Consider the following 13413-nt stretch of genomic DNA (forward strand, 5'->3'; position numbering starts at 1 on the left):
GGACCGTCGCTGACTGCCGTGGCGGCGATATGCTATAGCAATCGAAACCCGACCGTTTATCTCTTCACGACAAGACGCCATTAGCTGATGCCTATGAATGGTCCTCCATTACAGAGGGTCGCCGGGCTTTCGGGAGCGCCAGACCTGCTGCGCGAACTCGGAACCGATCCGCGGGACGCCTGCGCGGGATTGTCCTTCGCCCCTGGCGATCTTACGCCCGACGCGATGATTCCTTTCGCCGAGGCGATCCGGCTCCTGGCGAATTGCGAGCGGGTGACGGGTCTCGAGCATTTCGGGCTGATGCTTGGCGCCCGGCACGACCACCTGTCGCTCGGACCGATTGGTCAGTTAATGCATGTTGCGCCGACGCTTGGCGACGCCATCCGGGATTATATCCGCGTACAGGTTGGGCTTTCGCGCGGCGCGACTGCTTATTCCTATCCAATCGATGGGGGCGTTACGCTCGGATTCGGCATTTACGATCGCCATTCCCCTGGTGCGAAACAGGCCTATGGCTTCACCATGGCCCTCGGCGCAAATATCGTGCGCGCATTGACCGGCGGGAAGGCGAACCCCGTCGAAGTTCATTTTTGCCATCGTCAGCCCGCCGATCCAGGCCTTTACGAGCGGATCGTGAAGGCGCCGGCGCGTTTCGATCAGTATCAATCCTGCGTGATTCTGACGCGCGCGGACCTCAAGCGGAGCAACCCTCATGCGGACACGGCCAGATATGCCAGCCTTTCCGCGCAACTGGCCGCGATGATGCGGATGGATGATGTCAACCCGGCCGCGCTCTTGCGTCACCGCATGAAGCCGCTCCTGATGCAGGGCGAATACACGCTCGAGGCGATCTCGAAACGACTGGAGATGCATCCGCGCATGCTCAACCGGCGCCTGCTCGAAAACGGAACGTCGTTTGTCGCTATCCGCGACGAGGCGCGTTTTCGCTTGGCGCAGGAACTTCTCGCGCTTACCGACCTCCCGATCGGCGAGATTGCCACTGCCTTGTCCTTTTCAACGCATGGCAATTTCGTACGCGCCTTTCGTCGATGGGGAGTACTTACGCCTTCGGAATGGCGTGCAAGAACCGTCGAACTTGCGTTCTCGAAATGACAGCGCATGTTCCAAGTCGTGGCCTTGGCGAAAGCCGGGGGGTTACAAAGGCACGCCGAAATAATCCTCTTCGTCGCCGCCCCAGGCGCGGTGCAGGCCGAGTGCGTTGGACCAGACCGCCTTTTCCGCCTCATCCGCCTCGCGATGGCTGACCGAGCCGTCCGGGTTTTCAGCCAGCAGCCAGGGCTTGCCGTTACGCAGGAATCGCTGAAGCCCCTTCATGTCATTGGGTCGGACGACGCAGCGCGGCTTTTCGTCAACGAGAATGGTCATGGGAACCAAAGCCGCGCTCCTTTTTGCGGTGCAGGGGCCTTACTCAGAAACCATCCTTGGGGGCGGCCCAGGGATGGGAGCCGGGGACGAGCTTGGCCTTGATCCCCGCCTTTTCGAGGTCTGCTTCCGTCTTGTAAAAAGTGGCCTCGTGGATCAGCGCGCCGTTTTTGGAAAGAATCGCGACATAGCGCGCCGGAAGATCCACGTCGCAATGATAGCCGCCGCCGGGTTCGTCCGTGCTGCGAAGATCGCCGTTCCAGTCGACAAAAAAGCCCGCGCTCATTCTACGTCCTCAGATTGATTGGATTGATTTCAGAGCGAATCGTGAACTTCGCTTCGCGCCATTTCCTCATGCGCAAGCTGGCGCACGCGCGCGTCGGGCACCAGGGATTTGGTCAGCTTGGCAATGGTCTTGACCCGCGCCAGAACCGCCGCGCCGACGCCGCCGCCGATGTCGAGACCCGCCGCCGCGCAGATCGCGCGTATGGCGGCGATGCCGGAATGCTTGCCGATCACCACCTTGTGGCGCCGCCCCAGCATGGCGGGATCGAGGCCTTGATAGGTTCGTACGTCGGAGAGCAGGCCCGCGACGTGAATACCCGATTCATGCGTGAAGATATCGGCGCCGACGATGGGCTTTGCACGCGGAATGGAATCGCGCGCCGCATGGGCGACCAAAGCCGCCAGAGGCACAAGTTGCGTGAGATCGACGCCGGTGCGGGCGTCGGCCGTGCGCGGCAGGGCGACGCAAACTTCCTCCAGTGGGGCGTTGCCGGCGCGCTCGCCCAGACCCAGCACGGTGACGCTGGCGTGGCTCGCGCCTGCGCGCATGGCCGCGAGCGTATTGGCGGTGGCGAGGCCGAGATCATTGTGGCCGTGGAACTCAACCGGCAGGTCGGTCACTTCGCGCAGCTGGCGGATATATTCATAGGTCGAGAACGGATCGAGCAAGCCGAGCGTGTCCGCGAAGCGGAAGCGGAAGACGCCGAGCCGCGCCGCCGCCCCGGCGATCAGGGCCACATCGCGCAGATCGGAGCGCGAGGAATCCTCGCCGCCCAGCGCGACTTCAAGCCCTTTTTCGCGCGCATAGCCGATGACGCGCGTCACGCGCTCGGCGACCTCGTGAGGTTCGCTTTTCAGCTTGACGCGCATTTGCAGGCGCGACATTGGCGCGGAAATATTCACGACCTTCACGCCCGCGCGCAAGGCTGCGTCCACATCCGCCTCGTTCAGGCGGCACCAGGCCGTGACGCGCGGTCCGCGAACGGCGCTGGCGATGGCGGCGATGGCCTCGACTTCCTCATCGCCCATGGCTGGCGTGCCGGCCTCGATTTCATCGACGCCCGCCGCCGCCAGCTCGCGCGCGATGGCCAGCTTTTCCGCAAGCGAGAAGACCACGCCGGGCGCTTGTTCGCCGTCGCGAAGCGTCGTGTCGTTGATCTGGATGCGGTTGGAGGCGACGCCGGTCATTTTGGGCCTCACGCGACTTGCGAGGGGCGGACTTCCGCCCATAATGGCGATTTTTCCCGCGTGGCGGCGACGATCTCCGGCAGCGTTGCGAGGACCCGGGAAATGTCGTCTTCCGTGCTTTCGCGCGACAGCGAGAAGCGGATGGCCCCTTGCAGCGCATAGGCGGGGATGTTCAGCGCGCGCAGCACATGGCTCGGCTCCATGGAGCCGGAAGCGCAGGCCGAGCCCGAGGAGGCGGCGACGCCCGCGCGGTCGAGCTTGTGCAGCACGGCCTCGCCATCGGCGTAATCGAAGGAAATATTGCAAGTGTTGGGCAGGCGGTTGTCGCCGCCGCCATTGATCCGCGCCAGCGGGATCGCCGCCAGCAGGCCGCTTTCCAGCCGGTCGCGCAAGGCTTTTATGCGCGCATGATCGGCTGCGAGATTTTGGCGGGCGATGTCCGCGGCGAGGCCGAGGCCGACAATGCCGGGCACATTTTCCGTGCCCGCGCGGCGGCCGCGCTCCTGCTTGCCGCCGCGAAACAGCGGGCTGAGCTTCACGCCCTTTTTAACATAAAGCGCGCCAACGCCCTTGGGGCCGTGAATCTTGTGGCCCGATAACGACAGCAGGTCGATGGCGGCGCCCTTCAGCGCCATGTCGATCTTGCCAAACGCCTGTACCGCGTCGGTGTGGAACAGGGCGCCCACGGCCTTGGCCTCGGCGGCCAGATCCGTGACCGGGAAAATCTTGCCTGTCTCGTTATTGGCCCACATGATCGAGACCAGCGCGGTCTTGTCCGACAAAGCGGCGCGATAGGCGTCGAGGTCGAGATCGCCATTGGCGTCCACGCCAATATAATGGATTTTGGCGCGTCCGGTCCGCTCCAGAGTCTGGCAGACGTTCAGCACGGCGGGGTGCTCGACCGCGCTGGTGACGATCTCGTTGCGCTCGGGCGAGGCCTCGAGCGCGGAGAAGATCGCGGTCGTGTCGGATTCCGTACCGCCCGAGGTGAAAACCACCTCATGGTCGAATTCCGCGCCGAGCAGGGCCTGGACCTGCTTGCGCGCCTCTTTCAGCGCGGGGGCGACGGCCGCGCCGTAATCATGGGTCGAGGAGGCGTTGCCGAACGACTCGGTGAAAAACGGCAGCATGGCCTGAACGACCTGGCGGTCGACCCGCGTGGTGGCGTTGTTGTCGAGATAGACCACAGCCATGCCCGGCGCTCCCGAAAATCAGGCGAAGGATTTGCCGCAGCCGCACTGCGTGGTGGCGTTGGGATTTTCGAAGACGAAGCCCGACTTTTCGAGCGAGCTGACGAAATCGACCCTCATGCCCTTCACGAAGCCGAGCGAAAGTTCGTCGATAAAGAATTTCACGCCATCGGCCTCGACGACATTGTCGCCGTCGCGCGTCGCGCTTTCGAGATCCATCTTATAGGTGAAGCCCGAGCAGCCGCCGGCTTCGACCAATATCCGCAAGCCGTCTGCGGGGGTCGTGGCGGTTTCGAGAATGGTGCGCGCCGCGGAAACGGCGTCGGGCGTCAGAGTGATCATGACAAGCTCCGGATGCTTTTCGCATTGCGGGAGCAACGAATGTGCCAGCAGGAAAAGGCCCGGAAACTGGGGCTGGCTTGAACAAATGTCAGCTTTGCGACAGGCGCGCCGCGTCTATTTTGCGCCGTTGAAATGGACTGCGCCGAGGCCGGAAAGATCGTAGCCGCCAAATGATCTGGCTTTTTCAGCGAATCGTTCCGTGGCGCAGATCGCAAGTAGTTTCTGGAAGGGCGGATCGAAAAAGGCCTTGCGCCAGACGAGCAGATCGAACCGTTCTTCGATCAGCGGAACGAAATCCAGCCTGAACCGGCGCGCGGCGGCTTCGAGCCCGAGTCCGACATCGGCGCGGCCCTCGGCAAGCGCGGCGGCGAGATCGAATTCTGAACGCTCGACGCTGTCCAGTATGTGAAGATCGGAACGGGTCATGCTTTCGGCGGCGAGCAGGCGGTCGAGCACCAGTTCGCTGCCGGCGCGCGATTGCCGGGCCTGAAAGCGCAGGCCTCGCGCGCCGCGCAGATCTTGGGGCTGTTTCAACAGGCCGGGGCGCAGGATCAGGCCGCGCCGCCGTTTGGCCCATTCGATCAGAACCCACGGCTTTTGTCCGAATCGCGCCGCGACCGCTCGGGCGTTCCAGCCGCCGTCTTCCGGAATATGCAGCCCGGCGAAAGCGCACTCGCCCTTTTCGGCGCGGGCGAGCCCGTCGAGCGCGCCGTCGAAAAAGCCCGCTATGCCCGATTGCGATTCCCGCAGAGCCCAGTCCAGCAGCGGATCGTGCCCGCCGGCGGCGATAAGCGGAAGCTCTGCCGCGCCTTCCGCGGCGGGCGCGGTTTCCGTCGAGGCCGCGCCATCTGGCGTTCCGAGCCAGCTTTCGATCTCGGCGCGCGGAAAGAGCAGCTTGCCGGTGATCTTGCGCACGGGGAGTGCGCCCTCGGCGACCATGTCGTAGATCTTGCGCTGCTTGACGCGCAGAAGAGCCGCGACTTCGGCGGTTGTGTAAAATTCTGCCATTTTTCCGATCTGTGTCTAGCTGACGGAAAAAATGACATAAAATGCATAAAAAGACAGAAAAAAGCGCAAGCCAAACAAAAAGAGACCGGCGCGCGGGCGCCGGCCTCGGTGTCAGGAATGGACTGTTGCGCTCAGCGCGGCAGGTTGGTCGCGCCCATCAGGAAGTGATCGACCGCGCGCGCCGCCTGGCGGCCTTCGCGGATCGCCCAGACCACCAGCGATTGGCCGCGGCGCATGTCGCCCGCGACGAAAATCTTGTCGAGGCTGGTCTTGTAGGCGAGCGTGTCGGCCTGGACATTGCCGCGCCCGTCGAGCGCGACGCCCAGCTGCTGGATCATGCCCTCATGCACGGGCGAGACGAAGCCCATGGCGAGCAGGATGAGATCGGCGCGAAGCTCGAATTCGGAGCCAGGAATTTCCTGCATCTTGCCATCGACGCGCACGCATTGAAGCGCCTTGACCACGCCGTTCTCGCCGACGACCTGCTTGGTCATGACCGCGAAATCGCGCTCCGCGCCTTCCTGATGCGAGGAGGACGTGCGCAGCTTCAGCGGCCAATAGGGCCAGGTGGTCAATTTTTCTTCGCGCTCGGGCGGCTTGGGCATGATCTCGAGCTGCGTGACCGACAGCGCGCCCTGGCGCACCGAGGTTCCGATGCAGTCCGAGCCCGTGTCGCCGCCGCCGATGACCACGACATGCTTGCCTGAGGCGAGGATCGGCTCTTCCGGTCCGGCGTTCTCGCGTCCGACGCGGCGGTTCTGCTGCGGCAGGAATTCCATGGCGAAATGCACGCCCGCGAGATCTCGGCCAGGCACGGGCAGGTCGCGCGGCTTTTCGGAACCGCCGGCGAGGATCACCGCATCATGGCCGCCGACGATGTCCGACGCCTGAACGTCGACGCCGACATGAACGCCGTAATGGAATGTGACGCCTTCGCCCTCCATCTGCGCGATGCGACGATCGATCAGATGCTTCTCCATCTTGAAGTCGGGGATGCCGTAGCGCAGCAGGCCGCCCGCCTTGGCGAATTTTTCAAAGACATGGACGTCATGGCCGGCGCGGGCCAATTGCTGCGCGGCGGCGAGGCCCGCGGGGCCCGAGCCGATGACCGCGACAGTCTTGCCGGTCTTGGCGGACGGGGGCTCGGGGCGAAGCCATCCGTTTTCCCAGGCCCGGTCGACAATGGCGCATTCGATCGTCTTGATGGTGACCGGCGTGTCCTCGATGTTCAGCGTGCAGGCCGCCTCGCAGGGCGCGGGGCAGACGCGGCCGGTGAATTCGGGGAAATTATTGGTGGAGTGCAGGTTGCGCGCCGCCTCTTCCCAATCGCTGCGATAGACCAGATCGTTCCAGTCGGGGATCTGGTTATTCACCGGACAGCCGTTATGGCAGAACGGAATGCCGCAGTTCATGCAGCGCGCGGCCTGATCGCGCGTGGCTTCCTCGGAGAGAGGAATCACGAACTCATTGTAATGGCGGATGCGATCGGCGGCCGGCTTGTACTTGCGGTCCTGCCGGTCGATTTCGAGGAAACCCGTGACCTTGCCCATTTCGTTCCCCTAACTCATTCGCCAGCGGCGACGGTCTGCCGCGGTTCGGTTTGCGTCATCAATTCCGCGAGAGCGCGGCGATATTCGACCGGCATGACCTTGCGGAACTGCGGCAGATAAGCGTCCCAATTGTCGAGAATCTCGCGCCCTCGCGATGAGCCGGTATATTGCACATGGTTGGCGATGAGCTGGCGCAGGCGCTCGGCGTCGAAGCGCGACATGTCGCTCATCACGTCCACGCGGCCGTGGCCGGCGAGATCGCCACCTTGATGATTGAGGCGCTGGTTGAGGTCTTCCTCCTCGACCACCGGTTCGAGATCGACCATGGCCATGTTGCAGCGCGAGGGGAAGTCGCCAGCCTCGTCAAGCACATAGGCGATGCCACCCGACATGCCGGCCGCGAAATTGCGGCCGGTGGAGCCGAGTACGACCACCACGCCGCCGGTCATATATTCGCAGCCATGGTCGCCGGCGCCTTCCACCACCGCGATCGCGCCGGAATTGCGCACCGCGAAGCGCTCGCCCGCGACGCCGCGGAAATAGACCTCGCCGGAGATCGCGCCATAAAGCACGGTGTTGCCGACGATGATCGAGTTCTCCGGAACGATGTGCTTCGCCTCGCGGGGCGGATAGACGACGATTCGGCCGCCGGACAGGCCCTTGCCGACATAGTCATTGGCCTCGCCTTCCAGCTCCAGCGTCACGCCATGGGCGAGCCAGGCGCCGAAGCTCTGTCCCGCCGTGCCCTTGGCGCGGATGTGGATCGTATTGTCCGGCAGGCCGGCGTAGCCATAGATCCGCGCGACTTCGCCGGACAGCATGGCGCCGACCGAGCGGTTGACGTTGCAGATTTCCGTCTCCAGCCGCACCGCCGCGCCGCGATCCAGCGCCACGCCGGAACGGGCGATCAGCTGCTTGTCGAGCGCCTTTTCGAGATTGTGGTTCTGGAATTCAGAGCGATAGACGGTCTGACCATCGAGCGGTTGCGGCTTGTGGAACAGCTTGGCGAAATCGAGCCCGTTGGCCTTCCAGTGCTGGATCGCCTTGTCGCGATCGAGCATCTGCATCTGGCCGATCATCTCGTTCATCGTGCGGTAGCCGAGCTGGGCCATATATTCGCGGACTTCCTCGGCCACGAAGAAGAAAAAGTTGATGACATGCTCGGGCTGGCCGACGAAGCGCTTGCGCAACACCGGGTCCTGGGTGGCGACGCCGACCGGGCAGGTGTTGAGGTGGCACTTGCGCATCATGATGCAGCCGGCGGCGATCAGCGGCGCGGTGGCGAAGCCGAATTCATCCGCTCCCAGCAGGGCGCCGACGATCACGTCGCGTCCGGTGCGCAACCCGCCGTCGACCTGAACCACGATGCGCGAGCGCAGGCGGTTCAGAACGAGGGTCTGATGGGTTTCGGCAAGGCCGATTTCCCACGGGCTGCCCGCGTGCTTGATCGAGGTCAGCGGAGACGCGCCCGTGCCGCCCTCATAGCCGGAAATGGTCACATGATCGGCGCGGCCCTTGGACACGCCGGCCGCGACCGTGCCGACGCCGACTTCCGACACCAGCTTGACCGAAATATCCGCGCGCGGATTGACGTTCTTCAGGTCGTAGATCAGCTGCGCGAGATCTTCGATCGAATAGATGTCATGGTGCGGGGGCGGCGAGATCAGGCCCACGCCCTGCGTCGAGTGGCGCACCTTGGCGATGACCGCGTCGACCTTGTGGCCGGGCAGCTGACCGCCCTCGCCGGGCTTGGCGCCCTGGGCCATCTTGATCTGAATCATGTCCGAATTGACGAGATATTCCGTCGTCACGCCGAACCGCCCCGAGGCGACCTGCTTGATCGCCGAGCGCATGGTGTCGCCATTGGGCATGGGCTTGAAGCGGTCGGATTCCTCGCCGCCTTCGCCCGTATTGGACTTGCCGCCGATGCGGTTCATCGCGATCGCGAGCGTGGTGTGCGCCTCGCGCGAGATCGAGCCGAACGACATGGCGCCGGTGGCGAAGCGCTTGACGATCTCAGCCGCAGGCTCGACCTCCTCCAGCGGAACGGGCTTGCGGCCGTCCTCGCTGGCGTCCTTGATGCGGAACAGGCCGCGGATGGTCAGCAATTGCTCGGACTGGTCGTTGAGCAGCTTGGCGAAGGCGCGATATTTTTCCTGGCTGTTGCCGCGCACGGCGTGCTGCAGCAAGGCGACCGTGTCGGGCGTCCAGTTATGGGCCTCGCCACGGATGCGATAGGCGTAGTCGCCGCCGACGTCGAGCGCGTTGCGATAGACGGGCGCGTCGCCGAAGGCGAGCTTGTGGCGCTCGACGGTCTCGATTGCGATCTGCTCCAGGCCGACGCCTTCGATCGGCGTGGCGGTGCCGGTGAAATAGGCGTCGACCAGATCCTTGGATAGGCCGACGGCGTCAAAGATCTGCGCGCCGCAATAGGACTGGTAGGTCGAGATGCCCATCTTCGACATGACCTTGAGCAGGCCCTTGTCGATGGATTTGATGTAGCGCTTGACCGCCTCGTAACCGTCGACTTCCGCCGGGAATTCGTCGGCCATGTCGGCCAGGGTCTCGAAGGCGAGATAGGGGTTGATCGCCTCGGCGCCATAGCCCGCGAGCAGGGCGAAGTGATGCACTTCGCGCGCCTCGCCGGTCTCGACCACCAGGCCGACGGAGGTGCGCAGGCCCTTGCGGATCAGGTGGTGGTGCACGGCGGCGGTGGCGAGCAGCGCCGGGATCGGGATGCGGTCCGGGCCGGTCATGCGATCAGACAGCACGATAATGTTGTAGCCGCCGGTGACCGCCTGTTCGGCGCGGTCGCACAGGCGCTCAATCATGAACTGCATGCCATGCGCGCCGAGTTCGACGGCATAGGTGATGTCGAGCGTCTTGGTGTCGAAAGAATCCTCGAAATGGCCGATCGAGCGGATCTTTTCGAGATCCGCGTTGGTCAGGATCGGCTGGCGGACTTCGAGGCGCTTCTTCTTCGCCGTGCCTTCATGGTCCAGAATGTTCGGGCGCGGGCCGATGAAGGAGACGAGGCTCATCACCAACTCCTCGCGGATCGGGTCGATCGGCGGGTTGGTGACCTGGGCGAAGTTCTGCTTGAAATAATTATAGAGCAGCTTCGACTTCGACGACATGGCCGGGATCGGCGTGTCCTGGCCCATCGAGCCGATGGCTTCCTGGCCAGTCACGGCCATGGGCGCCATCAGGATGCTGGTGTCTTCCTGGGTGTAGCCAAAGGCCTGCTGACGGTCGAGCAGCGGCACGTCGGCGCGCGATGAGCGGGCCTCGACCGGCTTGAGGTCTTCGAGCTGAATCTGCGTGCGCTTGAGCCATTCGCGATAGGGATGCGAGGTGGCGAGGCTCTTCTTGATCTCGTCATCGGAGATGATGCGGCCCTGCTCCATGTCGACCAGCAACATGCGGCCGGGCTGGAGGCGCCATTTGGTGATGATTTTTTCTTCCGGAATCGGCAATACGCCCATTTCGGAGGCCATGACGACCAGACCGTCTTCCGTGACGAGATAGCGCGCCGGACGCAAGCCGTTGCGGTCGAGCGTGGCGCCAATCTGGCGGCCGTCGGTGAAGGCGACGGCGGCGGGGCCGTCCCACGGCTCCATCAGCGCCGCGTGATATTCATAGAAGGCGCGGCGCTCTTCATCCATCAGCGGATTGCCGGCCCAGGCTTCAGGCACGAGCATCATCATGGCGTGGGCCATGGAATAGCCGCCCTGAACCAGGAATTCGAGCGCATTGTCGAAACAGGCGGTGTCGGACTGGCCTTCGTAGGAGATCGGCCACAGCTTGGAAATGTCGTCGCCGAACAGCGGCGAGGCGACCGAAGCCTGGCGCGCCGCCATCCAGTTGACGTTGCCGCGCAGGGTGTTGATCTCGCCGTTATGCGCGACCATGCGATACGGATGGGCGAGCTGCCAGGACGGGAAGGTGTTGGTCGAAAAGCGCTGGTGCACGAGGGCCACGGCGGATTCGACGCGCTCGTCGCGCAGGTCCGCGAAATAATCCCCGAGCTGCGACGCGAGCAGCAGGCCCTTGTAGACGATGGTCTGCGACGACAGCGACACAGGATACCAGCCCTGCATCTTGGGATCGTGCCGCGCGTAGACGGCGTTGGAAACGATCTTGCGGATCAGGAACAGCTTGCGCTCGAACACCGTCTGGTCCGGCGTGGTATCGCCACGCCCGATGAAGATCTGGCGATGGGCCGGCTCGGTCGGCTTGACGGTTTCGCCGAGGCCGCTCGGATCGACCGGCACGTCGCGCCAGCCGAGCACCATCTGGCCATGTTCGGCGACCACGCGCTCGAAGATGCCTTCGATGATCTTGCGGGCTTCCGGGTCGCGCGGCATGAACAGCGCGCCGACGGCATAGGAGGCGGGCGCCGGCAGCGAGAAGCCGAGACGCGCGGCTTCTTCCGAGAAGAAGCGATGTGGAATCTGCATCAGCAGTCCGCAGCCGTCGCCGGCCTTGGGATCTGCGCCGACGGCGCCGCGATGGTCGAGGTTCAGCAGGATCTGCAGGCCCATCCGCACGATCTCGTGGGATTTGGCGTTGTGCATATTGGCGACGAAGCCGACGCCGCAGGCGTCATGCTCGTTGCGGGAATCATACAGGCCTTGCGCTGGCGGCAAGCCATTGGCGGTTTCGAAAACCATCGCTTGCTCCACCCTCAGGTCCTTGGACGTGTCATTGGCCGTGTCCTTGGACATGTCCTGGGCTTGCGTGGCGAGCGCGGCGCGAAAATCACTCGACCTGGTCAATTCGTTCATGCCCGTCCATCCTGCCCAATCATGGCGACGCGCCGATGGCGACGGTCACCTGTTGTTCTCGACTGTCCCACCCTTCAGACCCCGCCGCTTTCACGCGACCGTCGCCTCAGGCGGACGGCGCGACAAGCCGGCTGGAATGTGAGGGCAATAAATGGTCAGCAAGGCTGTCCTATTTATTAGGGCGGGACATTGCCAGATTAGCACTTGCCACACAAGACGTCATGGGTTCGCAGGGGGCGTCGAAGGCAAAAGTTTTTTCACTTTCTCGAATTAGGCGCCGTAATTTCAGCCGCACTGAATGGTTTGAAGGCAAAAAGCTGCTTTGCGCGCCGAATTGTTCATGTCCAGATTTTCGGCCTGTCGGCTTTGTGGCATAAATGGCGGCAATCGGATTCGGAAAAACGCTCGGAAAATTGATCGGAGAATTTCTTGGAGACTTTTATGGCGCGGGCGCCGCTCGGGTGCTTGAAACGCTGGGCGCCAGCATTATTAGCGGGGGCGTTTCTGTGGGTCGGCGGACCGGCGCGCGCGCAATTTTTCCCCTTTGGCGGTCAATCGGAAGCGCCGCGTCCGCAGGCCGCGCCTCCGCATCTGTCGCCAGGCCAGGTTCGCGCCGTGCTCGCCCGCGAGGGGGCGCGCCTGGTCGGAGCGCCCCGCCTTCGTGGTCCCGACATTATCGCCATCGGCCGTGACGACGAGGGCGCCCGCAAGCGATTCACGCTCGATGCGATCAGCGGCGAGGTTCTCGACATCACCGTGCTCGCCCGCCGCGAGGATCGTCCGGCGCGGTCGCCGGGCTCCGATCTGTCCGAGCCCGGCGTGCCGCTTCCGCCGCCCGACCATGCGTCCCCCGGGGGGCCGAATGCGCCGACGGGCCTTGGCGAGCCTGTCGCTCCAGCGACTCCCGCCGCTCCGCCGCAGCCCTCTGGCGCCAGAGCCGTCTCCGCCGCTCCGGCCGCTCCCGCGCAGCCCGGCGCCGCGCCGCGCCCGGTGAATCCCGCCGATTCCGCGCTGAGCCCGATCAAGCCGCTGCGTCCCGCGGGCGCGCCAAAGGTCGAGCCGTTGCCGCAATAGCCGGTCGCGTTTCAGCAAAAAAACGGGCGCTCAGAGCGCCCGTTTCCTTTTCTGGGTCAGCCTTATCGCCGGATCAAGCCGCCTTGGGCGCTTCCTTGGGGGCATCCTTGGGCGCCTCGACCGTGGCAGGGGCGCCGTGACCGATCGGAATCGTGCGCGGACGCTGCGTTTCCGGGATCTCGCGGACCAGGTCTACATGAAGCAGGCCGTTTTCGAGACGGGCCCCCGTCACCTGCACGTGGTCGGCAAGCTGGAAGCGGCGCTCGAAAGCCCGTGCGGCGATGCCCTGATAAAGGACCTCGCTGGACTCGCCCTCCTTGCGCGCTTCTTTCGCGCCTTTGATCGTCAGGGCGTTCTGGCGCGACTCGATCGACAGATCGCCTTCGCCAAAGCCCGCCACCGCCAAGGTCAGGCGATAGGCGTTTTCGCCGGTTCGCTCGATATTATAGGGCGGATAGGACGTGGCCGCGCTTTCGGGCGCGCCGGCCTGATCGAGCAGCGAAAACAGACGGTCGAAACCGATGGTCGACCGGTAGAGGGGGGAGAGATCAAATTGACGCATTGCACATCCTCCTGTTGAAGCGACATGCGGCCGGTCCGGTCCAG

Annotated in this window: 11 protein-coding genes; 2 read left to right on the forward strand and 9 right to left on the reverse strand. The window is 64.1% G+C overall.

Annotated elements, in window-relative coordinates:
- The first annotated feature begins 87 nt into the window (after positions 1-87).
- Positions 88-1113: an AraC family transcriptional regulator gene (locus QZ409_RS20565; protein ID WP_296715077.1), complete on the forward strand. Its 1026-nt coding sequence runs from the start codon at positions 88-90 to the stop codon at positions 1111-1113.
- A gap of 42 nt (positions 1114-1155) precedes the next feature.
- Here the strand turns inward: QZ409_RS20565 and QZ409_RS20570 are convergent, their stop codons facing one another.
- From QZ409_RS20570 to gltB, 8 genes are all read right to left on the reverse strand, one after another.
- Positions 1156-1395 (reverse strand): hypothetical protein, encoded by a 240-nt coding sequence (locus QZ409_RS20570; protein WP_296715079.1) that lies wholly within the window; start codon positions 1393-1395, stop codon positions 1156-1158.
- A gap of 34 nt (positions 1396-1429) precedes the next feature.
- Positions 1430-1669 carry a hypothetical protein gene (locus QZ409_RS20575; RefSeq protein ID WP_296715080.1) on the reverse strand — a complete coding sequence of 80 codons (240 nt, stop codon included), beginning with the start codon at positions 1667-1669 and terminating at the stop codon, positions 1430-1432.
- A gap of 29 nt (positions 1670-1698) precedes the next feature.
- Positions 1699-2856: a homocitrate synthase gene (gene nifV / locus QZ409_RS20580; protein ID WP_296715082.1), complete on the reverse strand. Its 1158-nt coding sequence runs from the start codon at positions 2854-2856 to the stop codon at positions 1699-1701.
- An 8-nt stretch (positions 2857-2864) separates the two neighbouring features.
- Entirely contained in the window at positions 2865-4049 is a 1185-nt protein-coding gene (gene nifS / locus QZ409_RS20585; RefSeq protein ID WP_296715085.1) for a cysteine desulfurase NifS, read from the reverse strand.
- 18 nt (positions 4050-4067) lie between these two features.
- Positions 4068-4388 (reverse strand): iron-sulfur cluster assembly accessory protein, encoded by a 321-nt coding sequence (locus QZ409_RS20590; protein ID WP_296715088.1) that lies wholly within the window; start codon positions 4386-4388, stop codon positions 4068-4070.
- A gap of 114 nt (positions 4389-4502) precedes the next feature.
- On the reverse strand, positions 4503-5396 hold the full coding sequence (locus QZ409_RS20595) for a helix-turn-helix transcriptional regulator (protein ID WP_296715090.1): 894 nt from the start codon (positions 5394-5396) through the stop codon (positions 4503-4505).
- 131 nt (positions 5397-5527) lie between these two features.
- Positions 5528-6946, reverse strand: coding sequence for a glutamate synthase subunit beta (locus QZ409_RS20600; protein ID WP_296715091.1), 1419 nt, complete (start codon positions 6944-6946; stop codon positions 5528-5530).
- 14 nt (positions 6947-6960) lie between these two features.
- Positions 6961-11619, reverse strand: a complete 4659-nt coding sequence (gene gltB / locus QZ409_RS20605; RefSeq protein ID WP_296715560.1) for a glutamate synthase large subunit — start codon at positions 11617-11619, stop codon at positions 6961-6963.
- 543 nt (positions 11620-12162) lie between these two features.
- Between gltB and QZ409_RS20610 the strand changes: the two genes are divergently transcribed.
- A complete protein-coding gene (locus QZ409_RS20610; RefSeq protein WP_296715092.1) occupies positions 12163-12807 on the forward strand; it encodes a hypothetical protein in 645 nt (214 codons plus the stop codon).
- A 73-nt stretch (positions 12808-12880) separates the two neighbouring features.
- Here QZ409_RS20610 and QZ409_RS20615 read toward each other — a convergent pair whose 3' ends face one another.
- Positions 12881-13369 carry an Hsp20 family protein gene (locus QZ409_RS20615; protein WP_296715095.1) on the reverse strand — a complete coding sequence of 163 codons (489 nt, stop codon included), beginning with the start codon at positions 13367-13369 and terminating at the stop codon, positions 12881-12883.
- Positions 13370-13413: the final 44 nt, after the last annotated feature.

This window comes from Rhodoblastus sp. (genome assembly GCF_019449565.1).
GTDB lineage: Bacteria > Pseudomonadota > Alphaproteobacteria > Rhizobiales > Beijerinckiaceae > Rhodoblastus.